We start from the raw sequence: 21102 nt of genomic DNA, 5'->3' as shown, positions 1-21102 counted from the left end.
GTCCTTATGGCTTGCGCGCGACCCCGCCGAGGGTGAGGAAGTTGAGCTCGCTCAGCGGGGCCAGCCGCGGGCCGTCCGGCCACCACTCGTGTAGCAGGCACAACCCGGGCGGGAGCAGGTCGAGGCCGGTGAAGAACGACTCGATCTGTTCCCGCGGCCGGTGCACGGTGCCCAGGCCGGTGCCCTGGAACGTGCTCTCCAGCAACCGCGCCAGCTCCCGGCGCGGCCCGTCCGCCTCCGGCTCGACGTGGTGGGTCAGCAGCAGGTACGAGCCGGGGGCCAGCGCGTCGACGTAGGAGCGCACGATGTGGCTCGCCCGCGCGAAGTCGTCGATGTGGTGGACGATCGAGCACAGGATGAGCGCGACCGGCTCCGCGAAGTCGAGGTGCTCGACCACCACCGGGTCCCACAGCGTCTCCGCGGGCACGGTGAGGTTCGCGCCGCTGACGTGGGTCCGGTCGTTCTCCTCCAGCACGGCGCGGCCGTGTACCTGGACGACGGGGTCGTTGTCGACATAGACGACCCTGGCCTCGGGGTTGTACCGCTGCGCCACCTGGTGGGTGTTCTCCGCGGTCGGCATCCCGGACCCGAGGTCGAGGAACTGGCCGACCCCGCGTTTCGCCGCGAGAAACCGGACGACCCGGACAAGCCAGTCGCGGTGTTCCTTCGCCATCGCCCGCGCGCCCGGCGCGATCGCCAGCAGGCGGCGCATCGCCTCGCGGTCGGCCTCGTAGTGGTCGTGCCCGCCGAGCAGCGCGTCCGACAGCCGGGCCAGGCTGGCCCTGCCGAAGTCCAGCGAGGCACCACGCTCGGCCGCGTCGACCCTGCCAGGCGTCATCGCCCACACTCCCACCTGCGCCGTGACCGTGCCTGCCTCCGGCCGATCACCCTGTCCCGCAACGGACAGCGCCCAGGCTACGACAACGGGCGCGGCGGGTGAACGACCTGGTGCGGAATTCGCGCTCCGCGCGAATTCCCTTCATGTCACCCGATCGTGAGCTCGTGCCAGCTCCGGCCACCGTCCGTCGTCCGGAAGACCGCCGATCCGTTCGGGTCGTCCGGCGCGCCCGCGACGACGATTCCGGTGTCCGTGCCGGGAAAATCCAGATCCGCGAGCCCGGCGCCGTGGTCCCCGAGCACCGTGGTGTGCCAGGTCGCGCCGCCGTCGTCGGTGCCGTGCAGGAAATCGGCGCCGCCGCCGACCGCGGCGACCGTCACCGAATTCGCCGTCGCGGCGCCGAAACCCTGATGGATGCCCTGCGCGGGGCCCTGGGCCGTTCCGGTGAACTCACCGCCCAGCCCCGGGGCGTGCCGGACACCGCGCGTCATCGAACCCGGCCGCGGCGATCCGGCACTCCCGCTGCACAACGCGACGACACGCCCCTCGCGTACGCCGCCCAGCGCGGCCGTGCTCCCGGCGGGACAGGGCGCCGGGGCCGGGGTCAGGTGCTCGCCGTCAGCCGCCGTCCAGTACCGCTCGACGCCATAGTCCGCGCCGAGGACGACCTGCAGGCCCCCGCCGACCGCGAGATCGCCGTAGGTGAGACCGCCGGTCGCCACGAAACCCGGCACCGGCGCGAGCAGCGGCGTCCCCGCGACACCCGAGTACAGCCGGGTGCTGCCGGTCTCGCCGTAGGTGCTGAGCAGCGCGAACGTCCGCCCGTGTGTTTCGGCGATCCTGCCGAGGTAGAACGCGTTCCCGGTGTCGGCGAGCGTGACGGCGGACCAGGTCCGGCCGCCGTCGCGGGTGGCTTCGAGGCGGTTCCCGTCGGAGACGTACGCGCGTCCCGCGCCGAAGTAGCTCAGCTGGACGTGATTGTGGTTGTCCGGCAAGGAAAGCGACGGCGCGCCGAGGCGTTGCCAGCGCGTTCCGCCGTCGGTGGTGCCCAGCAGGACCGGGCACCACCGCGAGCCCGCGCAGGGCGCGTAGCCGAGGACGTAGCCGTCGTCGGCGTCGGCCCAGCTCGCCGACGCGGGCGCGAATCCTTCCGGGACGGCGGGCTCCGCGCTCGCGGGCGGCATCGGTGCGAAGAGTGCGGAAAGGACGAGGAGGGCGAACACCACGGACACGGCGCGGTTGCACGTCATGGTGACCAGGACGTGCCGGTCGCGCCGGGGTTGCACCGGTTCCGCGTGTCGCCCTTTTCCGCGGCGTGTCGGGCCGCGCCGCGCCGGTGGTGGCCCAGCCGCAGCGGTGCGCCGTCGGTGAATTCCGGCGAAAAGGGACAGCGGGCGAGACCTTCGCCGGGAGAAGCGGTAGTTTCACCGCCTCGGGACGGGGGCAGATCCCGCACACCCGGCGAGACGGGAGGTGGCCGCCGATGGCCGCTGCGGACGAGGATGCGGCCAGCACAGTGGCCAAGTTCGACCTCGGCGCGTTCACGCCGACGCCCGCGCTGTTCGCCGAGCGCTACGAACTCGGCAGGCAGCTCGGCGAGGGCGCCACCGCGAAGGTGTTCCGCGCCCACGACCGGCTGCTCGACCGGACCGTCGCGGTCAAGCTCTTCCACCCCGGCACCGTCGCGGTCAGCAGCTACCGCCGCAGCCAGGAGGTGCGGGCGCTCAGCGCGCTGCGGCACCCCGGGCTGGTCAGCCTCTACGACGCCGGTGTCTGCGACGGGCGCGCGTACCTCGCCATGCGCTTCGTCGACGGGCCCAACCTCGCGGAACGGCTCCAGCGCGGGCCGCTGCCGCCCTCGGCGGTGCCCCGGCTCGGCGCGGACCTCGCCGACGCGCTCGCGCACGTCCACGCGCACGGGGTCACCCATCGCGATCTCAAGCCCGCCAACATCCTGCTCGCCGACGACCGCCCGCTGATCGCCGACTTCGGGGTCGCCCGGCTCATCGACGCCACCCGCGTCACCGAGCCCGGCGCGATGGTCGGCACCGCCGCCTACCTCGCCCCGGAACAGGTGCGGGGCGAGGCGCCGGGATCCGCCGCCGACGTCTACGCGCTCGGCCTCGTGCTGCTCGAATGCCTGACCGGCACCCGGGAGTACCCCGGCACCCCGGCCGAGGCCGCGATCGCCCGCCTGCACCGGCGGCCGCGGATCCCGGACGGTCTGTCCAGGCCGCTGACGGGCACCCTGCGCGCGATGACCGCCCCGCACCCGGACGAACGGCCGACCGCCGAGGACGTCGCGCTCGCGCTGCGGGAGGGCCGCGACCTCGACCCGCCGCGGCGCCGGTACCTCCGCCTGCTCGCGGTCACCGCGCCGGCGGCGCTGGCGCTCGCGACGCTGGTGAGCCTGCCCGGTTCGCCGACGACCCCGGCCGACCGTCCCGGCGCGCCCCCGCCGCCCGCGATGTCGGGCATGCCCACGACGCAGGGCCCAGCGCCGACGGTCACCGTGACGCCGAGCCAGGCGCCGGCGACCGTGCCGGTCACCGAGACCGCGCCCGCGCCACCGGCGGTCACCGTCACCAGCCAGGTGGCGGCGACCGTACCGGCGTCCCCGGCGACGTCCTTCGTCCCGCCGGGAAAGTCCCAGGGAGACAACGGGAACGGACGCGGAAACGGCAACGGGCGGGGAAACGGGCACGGCGCCGGGAACGGGAATGGCAACGGGAACGGCGGGCCGGGCCGGTAACCGTCCACAAGGGACGTCCGATCAGGACTCCCGGGCGGGTCGCTCGCCCTCGCCGGATCGCCCGGCTCCCTCGCCCTCACCCTCGTCCTCGGCGGGCGCGGGCACGCCCTGCTCGCCGGGGCACGGCCGATCGGGGCGCGACGGCTCGCCGAAGTGCTCACGGCACCAGCGGCCGTAGCGCCTGGAGTGCGCGGTCATCCCGTCACCTCCCTCGCGACGAGTATCCGGTTACCCCTCCAGGGTCCCCCGGCGCGGCCCGGCGCGCCACCGGATTACCCGAGCGTGTCCTTTTCGGACGGAGGCGCGACGGTGCTGAAGGACGCCATCGGTGCGCTCGATGCACTGAAGGCGTCCTTCAGCGCGCCCAACGCACTGAAAGCGTCCTTCAGCACACCCGGCCCCCGAGAAAGCCGACGGCATCGCACGAGGTCTCTGCTTCGCTCAGGCGACACACTCGACGGCGAGCACCGCGATGTCGTCGTGGCCGGAGCTGCCGAGCCAGTCCAGCACCGCCTGCCGCAGCCGCGCCATGACCTCGGCCGCGGGCTGCCCCGCGCAGTCGGCGAGGACCGCGCGCAGCCGCTGTTCCCCGAACAGCTTCGACGGGTCGTCGCGGTTGCGGGCCTCGGTGATGCCGTCGGTGTAGAGCAGGCAGATGTCGCCACCGGCCAGATCCGTGACCGCCTCGGCGAACTGCGCCTGCGGCGAGATCCCGACCAGGGTGCCGGGCACGCTGATCTCCTCGACGACGCCGTCCCGGCGCAGCACGAGCGGCGCGGGGTGGCCGCCGGAGGCCAGAGTGAGCGTCAGCCCGTCTTCGGTCGGGGTCATCGAGCCCAGCACGAGCGTGGCGAAGCGGTTGCTGGCGCCGGTGATGAGGAGCTCGTTGAGCAGCCGCAGCAACGTCCGCCCGTCGTGCTCGACCAGTTGCAGCGCGGCGAGCGACTGGCGCACGCGCCCGGTCAGCGCCGCCGCCTCGGCGCCCTTGCCGCAGATGTCGCCCAGCACGAGGAACGCGCTGCCGTCGTCCTGGGCGAGCACGTCGTAGAAGTCGCCGCCGACACCGAGCACGCCACCGGAGGGCTGGTACCAGACCTCGAACCGGGCCCGGTCGAACTCGGGTGGCTCCTGCGGGCGCAGGGTCGTCTCCAGCCCGCGGGTGGCCTCTTCCTGGCGGGCGTAGCGCTGGGCGTTGGCCAGTGCCGTCCCCGCCGCCCGCGCGAACTCGGCGATCGCCCGGCGCTGACCGCCGCCGAACACCGGATCCGCGCGCCTGCCGAGCAGGACCGCGCCGGTCACCCCGGCGGTCGCGGACGGACCGAGTGAGACGACCGACACGTCGACGTGCCCGGCGAGCCGGTCCGCGACGATCGGCGGCAGGGTCTCCACCTCGGCCGAGGGCACCGGGACGGCCTCCGGATCCCCGACCGCGCCGAAGGTTTCCGCCAGCACTGGCGCGAGTTCCACCGGCACCCGCCGGATCCGGCCGTGCCCGTGGTTGGCGAGCCGGTCACAGCTCCACCACTCCCAGCGGCCCCGGGTCGTGGGCAGCAGCACGAACACGCTCTCGCCGAGCGCGGACGCGGCGAGTTCGGCGATCACCCGCGCCGTGCCGTGCCGTCCCCGCGCCGCCGCGAGCCGGGGGGCCGCCTCGGCGAGGAAATCCTCCACCCGGCGCGGGCCCGTGCCCTCGGCGGCCACCGTCCACACGCGCCAGCCGTCCGGCAGCGCCTTGATCCGGGCCGGGCAGCGCTGTCCCCGGCAGTCGACGTGTCCCGTCGTCTCCGTCCGCGCCACGAGCACGGGCTCCTTGCCGTCCCCGGCGAGCTCGCGCGCGGCCGGGTTCGTCCAGCGCAGCGCGCCCGCGCCGTCCTGAAGGAAGACCGCGTCACGCACGTCCTCGAGCAGGGCACGCCAGAAGGCGCCCTCGGCGGGCAGCCCGCCTTCGGCGATTCCCGGAGGGAACGCCGCCGAAGCCGGAGCGGGCCGTGACACCATGCACGCACCTCCTGCTTCCGGATCGCACAGCGTGAGCGGGTGGACTGGGTCGAAGTGTAGGGCGAATCGTGGCACGCTGGTTCGACGACCGTGGCTTGCGTGTGCGTGGTGGAGAGGGTCGGCATCGATGACAACGGATTCCCAGCGCCCGGAGATCGCCGGTGTGACCAGCGGTGATGTGGCGGCGCTCGAGCGCCTCCTCGCGGCGGTGCGGGATCTCGGGGAGGGTAATTTCCGTCGCCGCCTGGTCGCCCACGGCGACGGGCTCGCGGCGCAGCTCGCCGCCGCGTTCAACGTCGTCGCCGAACGCAATCAGCAACTCGTCACCGAACTGCTCCGGGTGCGGACCGCGGTCGGCCAGGAGGGCAGGCTCACCGCTCGGCTGGAGGCGGAGGTCGGGCCGGGTGGCTGGGGCACCGCGGCCGACGTCGTCAACGGCCTGATAGAGGATCTGAGCAGGCCGGCGTTCGAGATGACCAGGGTGCTCGGCGCGGTCGCCGAGGGCGATCTGTCCCAGCCGATGGCGCTCCAGCTCGACGGCCGTCCGCTGCGGGGCGAGTACGCCGAGCTGGCCAAGACGGTCAACCGGCTGCTCGCGCAGCTGTCCCGCTTCGCCGCCGAAGTGATCCGCGTCTCCCGCGAGATCGCCGGCGAGGGCAGGCTGGGCGGGCAGGCCGAGGTGCCGGGGATGTCCGGGACGTGGCGTGATCTCACCGACTCGGTCAACTTCATGGCCGACAACCTGACCCAGCAAGTGCGGAACATCGCACAAGTCACGACCGCGGTCGCGCGTGGCGACCTGACCCAGAAGATCAACGTCGACGCGCGCGGCGAGATCCTCGAACTCAAGAACACCATCAACACGATGGTGGATCAGCTCTCCGCCTTCGCCGACGAGGTGACGCGGGTCTCGCGCGAGGTCGGCAGCGAGGGACGGCTCGGCGGCCAGGCCAAGGTGCCGGGAGTCGCCGGGACCTGGCGCGACCTGACCGACTCGGTCAACCTGATGGCGGACAACCTCACCGCGCAGGTCCGTGGCATCTCCCAGGTGGCGACCGCGGTCGCGACCGGTGACCTCTCGAAGAAGATCGACGTCGACGCGCGCGGCGAGATACTGCAGCTGAAGAACACCTTGAACACCATGGTGGACCAGCTTTCCGCGTTCGCCGACGAGGTCACCCGTGTCGCCCGCGAGGTCGGCAGCGACGGGCGCCTCGGCGGCCAGGCGGAGGTGCCGGGCGCGGCCGGGACCTGGCGCAGCCTGACCGACTCGGTGAACCAGATGGCGGACAACCTCACCGCACAGGTCCGCAACATCGCCCAGGTGACCACCGCGGTGGCGAAGGGCGACCTGACCCAGAAGATCGCGGTCGACGCGCGGGGCGAGATCCTCGAACTCAAGACGACCATGAACACGATGGTCGACCAGCTCTCCGCGTTCGCCGACGAGGTCACCCGCGTCGCCCGCGAGGTCGGCACGGACGGCATCCTGGGCGGTCAGGCCACGGTTCCCGGCGTCGCGGGCACCTGGCGGGACCTGACCGGCTCGGTGAACTTCATGGCCAACAACCTCACCGCGCAGGTGCGCAACATCGCGCAGGTGGCGACCGCGGTGGCGCGCGGTGACCTGTCGCAGAAGATCGCGGTCGACGCCAAGGGCGAGATCCTCGAACTCAAGAACACCCTCAACACCATGGTGGACCAGCTCTCGGCGTTCGGCGACGAGGTCACCCGCGTCGCGCGCGAGGTCGGCACCGAAGGAAAACTCGGCGGACAGGCCCAGGTTCCCGGCGTCGCGGGGACGTGGAAGGACCTCACCGAGAAGGTCAACTTCATGGCCAACAACCTGACCGACCAGGTGCGCAACATCTCGCAGGTGACCACCGCGGTGGCGAAGGGCGACCTGACCCAGAAGATCACCGTCGACGCCCGCGGCGAGATCCTGGAGCTCAAGAACACCGTCAACATCATGGTGGACCAGCTCTCCGCGTTCGCCGACGAGGTCACCCGCGTCGCCCGCGAAGTCGGCACCGAAGGAAAACTCGGCGGCCAGGCCACCGTCCGCGGCGTCGCCGGGACGTGGAAGGACCTCACCGACAACGTCAACGTGATGGCCGACAACCTGACCGACCAGGTGCGGAACATCGCCACCGTGGCGGCCGCGGTGGCCAACGGCGACCTCGGCAAGAAGATCTCCATCGACGCGCAGGGCGAGGTCGCCGCGCTCGCCGAGACGATCAACGGCATGGTCGAGACGCTGCGCGCGTTCGCCGACGAGGTCACCCGCGTCGCCCGCGAGGTCGGCACCGAAGGCATCCTCGGCGGCCAGGCACGCGTGCCCTACGTCGCGGGGACGTGGAAGGACCTGACCGAGAAGGTCAACTTCATGGCGCACAACCTGACCAGCCAGGTGCGCAACATCTCGATGGTGACCACCGCGGTGGCCAACGGCGACCTGACCAAGAAGATCGACGTCGACGCGCGCGGTGAGATCCTCGAACTCAAGACCACGATGAACACGATGGTCGACCAGCTCTCCGCGTTCGCCTCCGAGGTCACCCGGGTCGCGAAAGAGGTTGGCACCGAAGGAAAACTCGGCGGCCAGGCCGAGGTCGACGGCGTGTCGGGCACGTGGCAGCGGCTCACCGAGAGCGTCAACCAGCTCGCCGGGAACCTGACCACCCAGGTGCGCGCGATCGCCGGGGTGGCGACCGCGGTGACCGCGGGCGACCTGACCCGGCACATCACCGTCGACGCGTCCGGGGAGGTGGCCGACCTCAAGGACAACATCAACCAGATGATCGCGAACCTGGAGGAGACCACCCGGACCAACCGCGAGCAGGACTGGCTCAAGACCAACCTCGCGCGGCTGTCCGGGCGCATGCAGGGCCACCGCGACCTGGCCTCGGTGTCCGCGCTGATCCTGTCCGAGCTGGCCCCGCTGGTGAGTGCCCAGCAGGGCGCGTTCTTCCTGGCGCGCGAGGGCGAACCGGACGGCACCGTGTTCGAGTGCATCGCCGCCTACGGGCTCGCGCAGTCGCGGGCCGGGCTGCGGTTCGCGCTCGGCGAATCACTCATCGGACAGGCCGCCGTCGACCGGCGGACGATCCTCGTGCGCACGGCCCCGCCGGAGTACGCGCTGGTCTCGTCCGGGCTCGGGGCGTCGGCGCCGGTGAACGTCATCGTGCTGCCGGTGCTGTTCCAGGGCGAGGTGCTCGGCGTGCTCGAACTGGCGTCGGTCAACGCGTTCAGCGGCGTCCACCAGGATCTGCTGGAACAGCTGCGGCACACCATCGGCGTCAACGTGAACACCATCCTGTCGAACTCGCGGACCGAGGCGCTGCTGACCGAATCCCAGCGCCTGGCGCAGGAACTGCGGGCCCGGTCCGAGCAGTTGCAGGCCCAGCAGGGAGAACTGCGCCGGTCGAACACCGAACTGGCGGAGAAGGCGGCGCTGCTGGCCCAGCAGAACCGCGACATCGAGGTCAAGAACAGCGAGATCGAACAGGCCCGCCAGGAGCTGGAGGAACGGGCCGGGCAGCTCACCACCGCGTCGCAGTACAAGAACGAGTTCATGGCGAACATGTCGCACGAGCTGCGCACGCCGCTCAACAGCGCGCTGATCCTCGCGAAGCTGCTGTCGGAGAACCCCGAAGGGAACCTGACCGACAAGCAGATCCAGTTCGCGAAGACCATCTACGCCGCGGGCAGCGATCTGCAGCAGCTGATCAACGACATCCTCGACATGGCCAAGGTCGAAGCGGGCAAACTCGACCTGCAGATGTCCGACGTCACGCTGCCGGAGCTGGTGGACTACGTCGAGTCCCTGTGCCGCCCGCTCACCGCCGACAAGGGCCTCGAATTCGCGGTGCTCATCGACCCGCCGGTGCCCGGCAGCCTCCACACCGACGAGCAGCGGCTCCAGCAGATCCTGCGGAACCTGCTGTCCAACGCGACGAAGTTCACCGACGAGGGCAGCGTCCGGCTGCACATCCGGATGGCCGGCCCGGAGGAGGTGACCGAGGAGAGCCTGCGCGCCGCGCCGGGCATCATCGCCTTCGCCGTGGAGGACACCGGCATCGGCATCGTCGAGGAGAAGCTGGCGATCATCTTCGACGCCTTCCGCCAGGCCGACGGCACCACCAGCCGCCGCTACGGCGGCAGCGGGCTCGGCCTGTCCATCAGCCAGCAGCTCACCGACCTGCTCGACGGCGAACTCGGGGTCCGCAGCGTCCCCGGCCAGGGCAGCACCTTCACGCTGTACCTGCCCGTCGGCGCCGCGAACCTGGTGGCCCCCGCCGCCACACCCGCCGAAGGCCCCCGGCTGCCCGAGCTGCCCAGCACCGTCGTCGTCGCCACCCCCGCGACGACCCCGAAACGCTTCCAGGGCGAGAAAATCCTCATCGTCGACGACGACCTGCGCAACGTCTTCGCCCTCGCCGCGGTGCTCGAACAGGCCGGGCTGGAGGTCATCTACGCGGACACCGGCGTCGCGGGCATCCGCGCACTGGAACGGCACGAGGACACCGCACTCGTGCTGATGGACGTGATGATGCCCGAACTCGACGGCAACGCCACCATCGCCGCCATCCGCGCCGAAGCCGCCCACGCCGACCTGCCGGTCATCGCCGTCACCGCCAAGGCCACCGCCGAGGACCGCGCCCGCACCCTCGCCTACGGCGCCGACGACTACGTCACCAAACCGGTGGACACCACGAAACTGCTGGACCTGATCGCCGCGAAACTGGAAGCCGACGCCGCGTCCAGCCGGGATCGCAACCCCGACGACCAGGACACGACGCCGGCCGGTGGAGCGGGTGACGGGAATCGAACCCGCGTAGCTAGTTTGGAAGACTAGGGCTCTACCATTGAGCTACACCCGCGTGCTCCCGGAGTGACCCCCGGGTGCGCAACCAGCTTAGCGTGAGGCGCTAGGCTGTGTGCACACCCCCCGGGAGACCGGCGGGTCGGCCGGGATGTGGCGCAGCTTGGTAGCGCATTCGCTTTGGGAGCGAAGGGTCGCAGGTTCAAATCCTGTCATCCCGACCATATGGTCGTCTTTCACACCACGTCCGGGAAGCGCAAGCTCACCGGACGTGGTTGTGTGTACACTGGCCGTAATCGTCTCGCCAAACGTCAGGAGATCGCCAGACGGGTGGGTGTGGCGGCCGGTGTGGTTGGTCACATCGGATTCGTCCGTCGTGTCACCGGCCAGCCGGGGCGCGGGAATGGCCGCTTCGGACGGCGTCACCCGCGCGTAGACCAAGCTCGTGTCCGCCAAGATCGCCGCGAACGGCTCAGTCAGCTCAGCTGACTCCACGTTGCCGTCTTCGCCAATGAACAGCTTGGTGAAGAACCCCTGGTTAATCTGCCGCCGGATGGTGTCCGGAGCCGTCAGGTAGGCCTGCTCACAGTGGCTGGCCGCCTCGAGGGCTCCCGCCAGGACAGCTTCAACGTCCGCATTCGTCGCTTTAGCTGCCGCCATCTCCGCGTCGGCTGAGGCCAGCTCCCGTGTCAGCCGCTTCATCTCCGAGGCGAGAAGGTCTTTAGGTACAGCATCGGCGTAGTGGGCCTGGAGAAGCTTCTGCCGCTCGTCTTCGACGCGTTGCTTACCGCGGCGGGCGCGCTCAAGGCTACGACTGGCTTCGGCTCGCTGGCTGGCCAACTCCTCGCGGACGGCAGCTCGAAGCTGCTCGGCGTAGCGCTGTGGCACCCGAAACCCGCTGTAGAAGGCGGCAATGCCTGCCTCGACCTTCTCGACCCGCACAGCTCGACGCTGGCAGTTGTTGGTCTTGGTTTTACGCCGCACACAGATGAAGTACTCATACGTGCCGCCGTTGCCGGTGTTGCGGGAGTAGACCTTGCGGCCACCACACTCGGAGCAGTAGATGGTGGAGCGTAAGTAGTGGTTGTGGACACGGTCTTTCTCGCCAGTGTGGTTGTGAGCGGCCAGAATGTGCTGGACGTCGAGCCAGACATCCGGCTCTACGAGGATGGGATGCTTGCCCTCGTAGTGAATCCCTTGGTAGCTGACCACACCCATGTAGTACGGGTTTTGCAGGATGTGGTACATGCCGGTCAGGCCAATAGGTTGGGCTGGACGGTTACGTGTCGGCCGACTGGTGAGGCCCTTGGCTTGAGCGGCCAGGGTGAGGTCAATGCCACTCCACTCACCGGTGGCGTACTGGTTGAAGCACCAGCGGATGATCTCGGCTCGTTCGTAGTCCAGCTCTACCCAAGACCGCTCGATGCCGTCACGGCTCTCGCGGCAGTTGACGTAGCCAAGGGGCGCCCGGAACGGGGTGCCTCCTTCCATGGCCTTGCGTACGAGTCCTTTGAGGACTTCCTGAGCGAGGTTATCTGAGTAGAACTGTGAGATTCCGGCCATGAGGCTATGCAACAGCTTGCCGCTGGGCGTGTCGTCGATGTTCTCGGTGCAGGAGATGAGCCTGACCCCGTGCTTGCGCAGCAACAAGTTAATGGCAATGTCATCTTCGCGGTTCCGGGCCAGCCGGTCGATCTTGTGCACGAATACGTAGTCTGGTCGAACTTCTTTAATGGCCTTGAGCATCTGTTGCAGCTCATCACGGTTGTTGGCAGATCGGGCCGACTCCCCCGCGTCCACGTACTCCTCTTGGATCATGACGCTCATTTGCCTGGCCCGCGCATAACAAGCCTCGCGCTGAGCCGGGATGGAGTAGCCCTCCGCACCGCCGCCGCTCCGGGCTTGTTCGCGGGTGCTTACCCTGAGATACGCGAACCCGATCTCGCCCGCTCGGTTCGGCTTACCGGTACTACCTCGCTGCTGGAGTTGTCGGACGCTTTGTACCGCGTCAAGGGCCAACGGCCTCTGACTAAGTTCGGTCTGGTGTTCGTCGTGGTTTCGCATGAGTTACCTCCTTTCGGTTGATGGGTTGTTATGCTTCGGCCTGATTTGCGTCGTCCTCTGCCGGATCGCACAGCATCACTTCGAGCGCGGCAAAACTAGCCACTTGCCGTTCACCCACCTGACCAAGCGCTGTTTCACTCAAGGCGCCAGGCTCCTGGTGGGGCAACCCAGCCAGCTCCAGCCGGGCACCGCTGGTGCGAATCGTCCAGCAGATCCGAGCCAGCAAATTCACGTCTTGCGCCAGACAGGCGTGGTCGAAGCAGATCACGTAATTCGGTGGCGCTGCTTTGAGGTCGGCCAGCAGCTTGATCAGGCCGGGTCGGTCAGCTTTGAGGCCCGAGCCGTAATCCACGTATTCGCGAACCACCTCAAGCCCGAGTTCATCCGCACGCCGCTGGCAGGCGTGACGCTGGGCGGTAATCGCCCGTGACTCGCCATTGTCATGGCATGCTGTACGCAAATACCTCACGGCTGTTTTTGGGTAGACTTCTCCCGTCATACGAAATCCTCCTTTTGGCTCTACGGAGCCATAAATTACGTTACGTATTCATTTTCTCAGCCTTTTCTGACAGTGCCAAGACAGGCCATCCTGTCCTTATTTCTTGGCGGTACCGTGAGTCAATTTCTTGGTTTTGTCGGTGGAGTGGCGGGTAGCGGCCTAGCGCCGCCACCCGTCACCGTGAAGAGTTATTCAGTCGTGGCCGTCTTGCGACTCCGGCCGCCCGCCGACTTGGCCGCCTCGGCAACCTCATCCGAGCCGGTGCCAAACAGGCCCTGAATGGCGCCCCGTCGGGCCGCGGCTTCCGCTTCAATCGCCTCCAGTGCGGCCGAGGCTCGCTGGGCGAAGTCCGGCTCCGACCGTTTCGTCTCGACGTACAGCTCCACGGCCTTGAGGGCCGCGTCGTTCAACGAAATGCCGTCGAGCTGAGCCACAAGCGTGAACTGGGCGTGGAGTTCGGAGCCCACTTTCAGGCCAAGTGTCTTGACGCCCTTGCCATTGGGGTCGGTCATGGTTGACCTGCCTCCTCAGTGTTGTTGTGGTCGCCCATGTCCCGCGCCGGATGCGCTGGGAGCTTGGAGATGAGCGACCACAGGTCACCGATGAGGCAGGCGCGGGTCGGGAGCCCTGAAAAACTTGCTCTCATGGTCACAGAGTTGTCGAAGTGCTATGTTATTCACCGTAAGTAAAGGAATCTTTCATGACTTCAGACCTGTCGCATCTGGAAGACATTTTGCGTCGTCACAACGCTAAGAGTTTCATCAAAGCCGTGACCGGAGCTCGGGCGGAGAATACTCAGCTCATTTTGACGCTACAAGCGTTCTACCGGGAACCTGAATTGCTGTACACGGCGCTGGTCTACGCCTCGGCGCGCGGCGTAGCCGTGACTATGGCCCCTGAGCACGACGACGCAGACCACACGTTTGAGTTCTAACCCAGGACCGTGTCATGACGCCGCCCCACCCTGCTTCGCCCGCCAGGCGGCCAGCCGCTGTTCGGCCAGCTCGGCGTAGGTGGCGTTGAGTTCCAGCCCGATCCAGTCGCGGCCGTAGGTTTCGGCGGCAATCGCCACGGTCCCGGCCCCCATGAAGGGATCGAGGACCCGACCGGGCCGCCAGTCCGAGTGTGGGCAGACTGGTCGCAAGGGGCCCGTGGCCAGCCAGCGGCCGTCATGGAGCTGGGCAGCGCGCCGCCACGGCCGGTCGCACGCGGTGCAGACCCGTTCCGGGCAGGCGGCCAAGATCGGCCGCCGGATCAGCTGGACCGGAAACGTGGCGAAGTGGCCGCCGTGGTAGCTGGCAGTCGGGATTTCCCAGCAGTCGCCCGGATTCTTGCCCCGGGGATGACTGGCCAGCCCCGCTGACTTCATCCCGGCCAGGCCGTGGTTGAGATCCACCCGGGGACTGGTGCCACCGCCCAGATTCGGCACCGCATCCCTTGGCAACGAAGCCTTCGCGATGGCGCCCGTGGGGCCGGTGGCAGGCGTCTTGGCCGGAATTCGTACCTGGTCCAAGTCAAAGTAGTAATTGGGTTGGCGGGTGAAGAAGTAGACGAACTCATGGGTGGTAGCGAAGCGGTCACGAACGCTCGTTGGCAGCGGATTGGGTTTGTGCCAAACAATTTGGTTGCGTAGCAGCCAGCCCGAGCGGGTTAGCCGCAGGGCCACCCGTTGCGGCCCCAACAGCAAGCTCTTCTTGGCCGTGCCTTCCGTTTTGTGGCGGCTGTAGCCATCCGCCAGGTTCAAAAACAGTGAGCCGGTCGGTACCAACACCCGGGCCAGTTGGTCGCAGACCGCCGCGATCTCGGCCGCCCAGGCTTCGACCGTGGCTTCGGCCCCGATCTGGTCGCCGTGACCGTAATCCCGGAGCGCGAAATACGGTGGCGACGTGATGATGGTGTCCACACAGGCATCCGGCAGTTCGGCCAAGCGCTGGCGGACGTCGCCAATGAGGATGTGCCCGAGGGGGAGGTTGGGGGTAGGGATCATCGGGCACCTCCTTCGGTGGGGACTTCGATGAGCCGGTCGGCCGCGTCGCTGGCAAGGCAGACCGTGAACAGGGCTTGGTGTTCATTGGGGAGTCGGGCAAGCTGGCGAGCGAGCGCCTCGGCACGGGCCGGACGTGGGACCAGCCACCAGGTTTTCGGGAACACGCCGAAGCGCTCTTGCTCCGTGCCGCTGTTGAAGTAGGCGCGGTAGGCGTCCAGCTTGCGGGCGATCCGGGTCATGTTCTCGGTGTCGCGGTCCACTTCGAGGAACGCGCTGATCTCGTAGTCGCCTACTTCAACCCGCACGAAGCCGTCGGGTTTCAAGATCACCAGATCGCCCGCCATGCCATTGAAGCGTCGCCAGCACCGCGGTTCGGCGGCGAATTCCAACAGCTCGGCTCGGCCGGTGCGAGTCCGCTCGACCAGCTGCACGTAGGTTTCAGCGACCGCTAGCACGTGATCTTGAAACGGTGGCTTGCCCTCAAGTCGTCGGCGATGCCGCCGAGCGGTCTCCTGACCCAGGTCGAGCACCGCATGCCCAAGCCCGGACAGGCCATAGATCATCCCGTCACTGCCCGACCGTATGCCGCCAATGCGACGCTCCAATCGGATGAGGAGCCCCAGCCGGGTCAACCGCTGCAAGACCGCGCGCGTCTTGCGAGCCTGCGTTGTCGGAGTAGCCGCCGAGACATGCAGTCGGCCGAGCTGAGCGCCCGTCATGAGGCGCATGTCTCGTAGCGCCTGGAGGATCGCGAGATCACGGTCGCTCAGGTCAGGGGCTAGCCGCCGGGCTCGTTCGCGGCCGCTCATTGGAACACTCCTTGAGCGGCAGAGAGTCCAGGGCGGCTATCCGAAATCCCCGCACGTCGGGACATTGCGGGCTCGACGCGAGCGGTAGGCCCAGCGGTAGCCCTCGTGAGGGAGTCCGGCCGCCTCATTGGCCAGCCCTCCGCAGGCCGACCGGTGCGGCTGGTGGATCACCGCCCTGCCAGCGATGGAGCAACTCCGCATCCAGCGCGGCCGGGTCGATGCCGTAGCGCTCAGCACTGGTTCGGCGCAGCTCGTCCGGGTCAGCCGTGGCATCCGGCAGGGGTGGGGTGACGACTTCAAACGTTCGGCTAGGAGCGCCGTTCACCAGGACCCGGGCCGCCGCGCGGAAGGCACCGAGCCGTTCCAGATCATCCGGTGTGATGGGGGCGCCGAACACCCGGGCCAGGGCAGCACCGTCGCCTTCGGCCGGTCGGAATGCCACCCGGGTGCCGACATTGGCTAGTACTGCCGCCCGCAGGCTGGTGCTCAACTGCCCCAGGTCTTGGTGCGCCAACGTCCAAGTGACATTGGCCCCGCGGCTGCGGGCCAGAACATCCGCGAAATCCAAACCGGCGGTGAAGGTTTGCCATTCGTCAGCGAACACCGACACGGGGCGGCGACTGGATGCGGGCAAGGTGGTTTGGTGCTGGCAGAGGTTCCAGATTTGGTCTAGCAGCAGGCTGCCGACAAGTTTTGTCGTTTCTGGCCCGATGGTTCCAGCATTCAGGTTCACGAGCAGGATGGTCGGCCGGTTGAAGACCTGGGCCAGATCGAACTTCGGGTTGGTGGCGCCGAGGAGGCGGCGAATGGCCGGGCGAGCCGTCCAGGGGCGAACCTTGTTTAAGACCGGCTGGACCACTTGGGCCCGTTCGGGATCGCTGAGGTTGTCGAACCAGGCGAGCCACGGTGCCAGCGTCAGCGGGTCGCTAACCTTCGCGGCCACCGAGCGCCGAAAGCTCGGATTCAGCAGCAGGGCTGGAATATCGGTCAGCCCGCCGTCGTCCAAACGGGACGCGAGGTAAAGTGCGTGCAGCAAAACATCCCCGCTGCGCGGTCCCACGGCCGAACCGAATAGTTCGCGCAGCAGCGCTAGGACGCTGTCGGCCCGGCGCTCAGCGTCGTCCCGTGGCCCGGCGAGCGGGTTGAAGCTTGTCACCGGGCCATCCGCGCCAGGGTCAATCACCACCACGTCGTCGTGACGCGACTGTGGCAGCCGGGAAAGTACATCTTGGACGAGATCTCCGCGTGGCTCGATGACGACCAGCGAACCGCCGGCAGCGGCCTCGGCCGTGACCCAATGAGCCAGCAAGGTTGATTTGCCCGCGCCGGTGGGCGCGATGAGGTGGACGTGGGTGCCGTAGCTTGAGCGCGGCAACCACACCGCAGAACCTTCGGCGGCTGGATGCGGGCTCACACCCAACGGCCGCGCTGCCCCACGGGGCGGTCCGGCCGTGACCGGCCGAAGCAAACTGGGCGGCGGTGGCGCGAAGTTGCCCGCGGCCTCCGCTACGTCCAGACCCGACAGGCACCAGCCGGACAACGCGGCCAGCTCACTGGCGTTGGCGATGCTTGAGAACGACCGGACGCGACCCATGACGCGGGTCAGTTGGTCGGCGGTGCGGCTCGACTGCGGCGAGGCATACACCCGCGAGTGGGAACCGCTGGCCAGTCCCAAGGCCGAGACCGCCGGGCGCAAGAGTTCGCCTGCCCGCCGTGGATTGGGGGCGACGCCGCCGATCCGGCCGCGGACCCCGAGCAGGGGTTCCTTCAGGCGGGTCGCCCAGCCGCGTTGTTCCTCACCGCTGGGCTGACGGAGCGGCTGAAACCCCAGCCACTCCGAGGTCGTTTGCTTGATCGGCACCTGCGTAGCCCGCTGACTCGGGCCCACGACGAACTGCACCACCACGGCCTCACCGGACCGGACTACGTCACGCAGTCGCACCAGTCCGGCCGTCACGGCCTGGGCCGTATCGAGTCGCAGCGGGTGAACCAGGCTGGTTATGCGAATTTCTCGCGCCGTGATCGGCGCCGGGCGCTCTGGCGTGGCGGTAGGCGTCAGCACCAGGCCCGGCAGTTGCGCCACCAGTTCCCCGGGCAGGGTCCGGGCAATCCGCGGCTCGATGCCGACGAGCCAGCGCACCCGCTCCGGCTGAACCCAAACCTCGAACACCACCAGTGGTTGGACTTGCCGCAGACCATGATGGGGCCGCCCGGCCAGCACCCGCATCATGGCCGTTAGGCCAGCGAGCGTGGCGTCACGCGGCGGAACGGCGTTGTACCAGGAGAGTTCCATCATCGCGGGCCCTCCTGGTCAGCCGGTGTCACCTCCGGCCGCGGGCGGCGCAGCTCCAACCGAGCAAGGGCAATTGCCGCCCGCGCCAGTTTCTGGAGCGCGGGGTGCGCCCGCTCCTGGGCCGTAACCACCATTCGTTTTTCTGATGCTGACTCGGACATAGGCCCTCCTCTCGGATGAACTCGAACACCAGGCAGGAGGCCGCACGAACCACGCTGGCAACGCTTGACGCGCGGCACCAGGCGCGTAAAAATAAGGACGCGCGGCATTCCTCGGATTCGAGGCTTGCTGTTGTGTAATCACCTGAGCTCTGCCGCTGGCGAGAGTTGCACGCAAGAAGATTTCGTCGTCGATCTTGCATGTTCTTCGCCTGGCGGCGGCTCAGGCTTTTGTATTATTCACTAGCGTGTAGGCCAGAAACCATGGACCGAATGACGGACATAAGCCGAACATCCGCTACGCGGCTTGACTAAACGCCTGACGAAAGATGGCAAAACATCTGTTAATATAGCGACAAAGATGGTTATGCTGCCAAAATCGCGGCTTGAAAGCGTGGTCACAAGCGAGGGTGGAGCTTGAGGTGAACGACGTGGCGGCAGTCCGCCACGCGGGTTACAGCTCCACATCACACGCCACCTCATTCCCCCAGACCTGCCAACCCGGTCGCGGTCGCCGGGCGAATAGCTCAAGGTACGGTCCCGGTGAGCACCGCTCGATAATGGCGTACTGCTCTTCCGGCTTGTGACTGTGTTCTTGTGACGGGGCATAGAACCAGGTGCCCTGACCGCGAAACTGGATCGGAGCCGCCCCTCGGGTGCCAAGCAAGAGGTGTTCCGTCTGGTTGCGCAAGTATCGGCCAAGTCGAAAATACGGCTTGATCCACGTCAGGCAGCTCTTGTACGTAAACCCCCAGGCTTCCATGACCGTGACTTGTTCGCGCCAGTCGTGATTGGTCACCCACAACCACAAGTGTGCGTCTTCGGCAGCCAGTTGTCCGACCGGCAATGCCCGAATCGCCTCCAGTGACATCAGCGGATAGTGGCGGTCTGCTCCACGCTGGCCGCACTGAGAGGACCGGCCCCAGGGTGGATCTGCCAGGATGGTGCGGTATGGCTGCTTGCTGGTCAATGGGCCGCTCCCTTCTGGAGCTGCCGCCACTGCCCATGCAGCTCGCGGACCAGCTCTCGGCAGGTCTGCTCGCGCTCCGCGCGGGCCACGTCTTCATTACCACTCGCCTCAACGAGCTGCTTTCTCGTGCGTCTGGGCATGGGATACCTCCTTTGTGGTTGGGGTGGAACGGAATCGGTCGTGAGCACGTGGGCCTGGAGTCGTGATTCGGCGACCCCGCGCCGTGGCCCTTCCTGGCGGAAGGCCGGTTACGTGGTTGACCGAGACTCGTCAAATGAGCGCTGACACACCCCGCAGCGGATGACACCCGGTCGCCAACCACCCCGCGCCACCCGGATCGTCACCGGGCCTCGGCCCACCTGGCAGCTGCAGGCGGCGAAGACGTACTTCGACGCCGTCGCCGGCGGGGCGGTCTCCGGAGACGGTTGGCTGAGGGAGTTGCCAGGTGTCCCGGCCGGCTCTCGAGGCTGGAGCGGCGGCGGGGTCCGCTGAATCACCAGGCCCTGACCAAGTTCGACCAGCAGATCGGCGTAGTCGGCCTGGCCCCGGGCGGACAGCCGCGGCGTGTGATGCCCGATGCGCTGGTCCGGTACGACCACCAGCCCGATCTGGACGGCGAGCTGGGCGAACCGCCGGTTGTGATACCGCTCCTGCCGGGAGGTGTCCTTAATACCTTCGGCCGCCGCGTACACATGGCAGGCCTCGTGCAGCAGCGTCGTCATGACGTTCTCCGTCGGGCTGATATCCGGTGGCCGGTCAGAAAAACAGGCGTTGACGAACAGTTCGTGCACTGGCCGGTCACCGTGCTGCCAGGCTTCCGCGTCGAACCAGCCGTAGACCCGGCTGGCCGTCCCGCCGCAGGTGATGAGCACCTGGTCTTGAAGCGTCTCCGTCAAGCCGGGCAGCTCATCCCCGCGCCGCCGGGCAACCTCCAAGAGCACCCGCGCCAGCAACGCATTGGTGGCCAGGTGGGCGTCGGTCGGGGCCGAACCCGAAGTCGGCACCAGATCGCCGGTCGGCTCGTCCGGGTCAGAGTGGGAGTACGTCGGCATGGGGTACCTCAGCTTTCAAGTGGGAGAATTTGAAAAAGGGCTGGAGGAATCGGCGAATGGGCGTGCGGCACCCACTCACCGACTCCGTATCAAGCGGGATGAGAAGAAAAACGCCACATCACCGTGGCTACAAGCGCTCGCGGACTACTTCGCGAGCTTGATGACAATTAAGACGATCAGCACAATGATGGCGACCGGCCAGACGATGACCGCCAGCTGCGCGCTGGCACAGATCAGGCCGATGAGCAGAAACGGGAGCAGAAGCAGGATAAACAGCACGTTACGCGACACCTACCTTTCGTGACTTGTTCCTTACCGCCGAAATCCGAGGATGATCCACCCGATGGCCGCCGCCACGGCCACCGCGATGATGGGGATGAGGGCTGGAGCGATCAGGCTGACGAACAGATCGAAGCCCGCCACCAGCGCCGTCATGAGCTGACCCGGCAACACCGGTTGCAAAATCCCCACCAGCAGCCGGAGCACCAGCCCGAGAGCTAACAGCCCGCCGATAATCCCGGCCACCCGCCCGAGCACCGGGCCGAAGCGGTTGCGCATGAGCTTGTACCTCCTTTCCTTTTCCGGGGAACCGCGGTGGGCCGGGCTGCCCGGCCCACCGCCCACCGACACCCAGCTACGGACGATTGCAGCGCCCGCACGAAGCCGCGCGCAGCTGCTTTGCCAGCCGCTGGTCGGCTTCTCGCTGCTTGCGGCGGAAGTACCACACCGTCGGCAGCAGCGTCAGCAGTGACGCGAGCACGGCCGTGAGGAGGTAGGAGTAGAGCGTGGCGTTCACGCCGGCCTCCCCGTGCTGGTGGTGGTGTCCCGGGACATCTGGGCTCCTTGATCTCGATTAG

Annotated in this window: 18 protein-coding genes, 2 tRNA genes and 1 pseudogene; 5 read left to right on the top strand and 16 right to left on the bottom strand. The window is 68.0% G+C overall.

Annotated elements, in window-relative coordinates; translation table 11 throughout:
- Positions 1-4 precede the first annotated feature (4 nt).
- Together ABD987_RS36295 and ABD987_RS36290 are read right to left on the bottom strand one after the other, a co-directional pair.
- Complete coding sequence (locus ABD987_RS36295) at positions 5-838, bottom strand: SAM-dependent methyltransferase (RefSeq protein ID WP_345405043.1); 834 nt, start codon at positions 836-838, stop codon at positions 5-7.
- Between the two features lie 146 nt (positions 839-984).
- A complete protein-coding gene (locus ABD987_RS36290; protein WP_345405040.1) occupies positions 985-2124 on the bottom strand; it encodes a sialidase family protein in 1140 nt (379 codons plus the stop codon).
- Positions 2125-2321: 197 nt separating this feature from the next.
- Here ABD987_RS36290 and ABD987_RS36285 point away from each other — a divergent pair, with 197 nt between their 5' ends.
- The gene (locus ABD987_RS36285; protein WP_345405037.1) at positions 2322-3590 is read left to right on the top strand and encodes a serine/threonine-protein kinase; all 1269 of its coding nucleotides are present in this window, start codon (positions 2322-2324) and stop codon (positions 3588-3590) included.
- 21 nt (positions 3591-3611) lie between these two features.
- Here ABD987_RS36285 and ABD987_RS36280 read toward each other — a convergent pair whose 3' ends face one another.
- A complete protein-coding gene (locus ABD987_RS36280) occupies positions 3612-3788 on the bottom strand; it encodes a hypothetical protein (protein WP_345405034.1) in 177 nt (58 codons plus the stop codon).
- A gap of 243 nt (positions 3789-4031) precedes the next feature.
- Complete coding sequence (locus tag ABD987_RS36275; RefSeq protein WP_345405031.1) at positions 4032-5588, bottom strand: SpoIIE family protein phosphatase; 1557 nt, start codon at positions 5586-5588, stop codon at positions 4032-4034.
- 127 nt (positions 5589-5715) lie between these two features.
- On the opposite strand from ABD987_RS36275, the gene ABD987_RS36270 reads away from it, so the two are divergent.
- Positions 5716-10446, top strand: coding sequence for a HAMP domain-containing protein (locus tag ABD987_RS36270; protein WP_345405202.1), 4731 nt, complete (start codon positions 5716-5718; stop codon positions 10444-10446).
- Here the strand turns inward: ABD987_RS36270 and ABD987_RS36265 are convergent.
- Positions 10398-10471: transfer RNA gene (locus ABD987_RS36265), tRNA-Gly, on the bottom strand. The two genes, ABD987_RS36270 and ABD987_RS36265, sit on opposite strands and share 49 nt — an antisense overlap.
- A gap of 89 nt (positions 10472-10560) precedes the next feature.
- Here ABD987_RS36265 and ABD987_RS36260 point away from each other — a divergent pair.
- Positions 10561-10637: transfer RNA gene (locus ABD987_RS36260), tRNA-Pro, on the top strand.
- Between the two features lie 517 nt (positions 10638-11154).
- Positions 11155-11490, top strand: a complete 336-nt coding sequence (locus tag ABD987_RS36255; RefSeq protein ID WP_345405028.1) for a hypothetical protein — start codon at positions 11155-11157, stop codon at positions 11488-11490.
- Here ABD987_RS36255 and ABD987_RS36250 read toward each other — a convergent pair.
- The 3 genes and pseudogenes from ABD987_RS36250 to ABD987_RS36240 form a co-directional block, all read right to left on the bottom strand.
- Positions 11380-12477: pseudogene (locus tag ABD987_RS36250) on the bottom strand (recombinase family protein); the annotation flags it as partial. The gene ABD987_RS36255 and the pseudogene ABD987_RS36250 overlap by 111 nt on opposite strands.
- Before the next feature lie 28 nt (positions 12478-12505).
- Complete coding sequence (locus ABD987_RS36245) at positions 12506-12976, bottom strand: recombinase family protein (RefSeq protein WP_345405025.1); 471 nt, start codon at positions 12974-12976, stop codon at positions 12506-12508.
- Positions 12977-13164: 188 nt separating this feature from the next.
- On the bottom strand, positions 13165-13488 hold the full coding sequence (locus tag ABD987_RS36240) for a hypothetical protein (RefSeq protein ID WP_345405022.1): 324 nt from the start codon (positions 13486-13488) through the stop codon (positions 13165-13167).
- 188 nt (positions 13489-13676) lie between these two features.
- Between ABD987_RS36240 and ABD987_RS36235 the strand changes: the two genes are divergently transcribed.
- Positions 13677-13910: a hypothetical protein gene (locus ABD987_RS36235; RefSeq protein ID WP_345405019.1), complete on the top strand. Its 234-nt coding sequence runs from the start codon at positions 13677-13679 to the stop codon at positions 13908-13910.
- Between the two features lie 12 nt (positions 13911-13922).
- Here the strand turns inward: ABD987_RS36235 and ABD987_RS36230 are convergent, their stop codons facing one another.
- The 8 genes from ABD987_RS36230 to ABD987_RS36195 form a co-directional block, all read right to left on the bottom strand.
- Positions 13923-14963, bottom strand: coding sequence for a DNA-methyltransferase (locus tag ABD987_RS36230; protein WP_345405016.1), 1041 nt, complete (start codon positions 14961-14963; stop codon positions 13923-13925).
- The gene (locus tag ABD987_RS36225; protein WP_345405013.1) at positions 14960-15772 is read right to left on the bottom strand and encodes a replication-relaxation family protein; all 813 of its coding nucleotides are present in this window, start codon (positions 15770-15772) and stop codon (positions 14960-14962) included. The genes ABD987_RS36230 and ABD987_RS36225 overlap by 4 nt, the downstream gene beginning before the upstream one ends.
- 124 nt (positions 15773-15896) lie before the next feature.
- Positions 15897-18068 (bottom strand): type IV secretory system conjugative DNA transfer family protein, encoded by a 2172-nt coding sequence (locus tag ABD987_RS36220; protein ID WP_345405010.1) that lies wholly within the window; start codon positions 18066-18068, stop codon positions 15897-15899.
- Between the two features lie 609 nt (positions 18069-18677).
- A complete protein-coding gene (locus ABD987_RS36215) occupies positions 18678-19193 on the bottom strand; it encodes an MT-A70 family methyltransferase (protein ID WP_345405007.1) in 516 nt (171 codons plus the stop codon).
- A gap of 248 nt (positions 19194-19441) precedes the next feature.
- Positions 19442-20245, bottom strand: coding sequence for a hypothetical protein (locus ABD987_RS36210; protein WP_345405003.1), 804 nt, complete (start codon positions 20243-20245; stop codon positions 19442-19444).
- 144 nt (positions 20246-20389) lie between these two features.
- On the bottom strand, positions 20390-20536 hold the full coding sequence (locus tag ABD987_RS36205; protein ID WP_345405000.1) for a hypothetical protein: 147 nt from the start codon (positions 20534-20536) through the stop codon (positions 20390-20392).
- A 21-nt stretch (positions 20537-20557) separates the two neighbouring features.
- Positions 20558-20803 carry a hypothetical protein gene (locus ABD987_RS36200; protein WP_345404997.1) on the bottom strand — a complete coding sequence of 82 codons (246 nt, stop codon included), beginning with the start codon at positions 20801-20803 and terminating at the stop codon, positions 20558-20560.
- Positions 20804-20879: 76 nt separating this feature from the next.
- Positions 20880-21041 carry a hypothetical protein gene (locus ABD987_RS36195; protein WP_345404994.1) on the bottom strand — a complete coding sequence of 54 codons (162 nt, stop codon included), beginning with the start codon at positions 21039-21041 and terminating at the stop codon, positions 20880-20882.
- Positions 21042-21102: the final 61 nt, after the last annotated feature.

The organism is Amycolatopsis samaneae (assembly GCF_039541975.1).
GTDB classification, from domain to species: domain Bacteria; phylum Actinomycetota; class Actinomycetes; order Mycobacteriales; family Pseudonocardiaceae; genus Amycolatopsis; species Amycolatopsis samaneae.
Note: the sequence above shows the minus strand (reverse complement) of the source record. Positions and strands in the feature narration are given on the sequence as shown.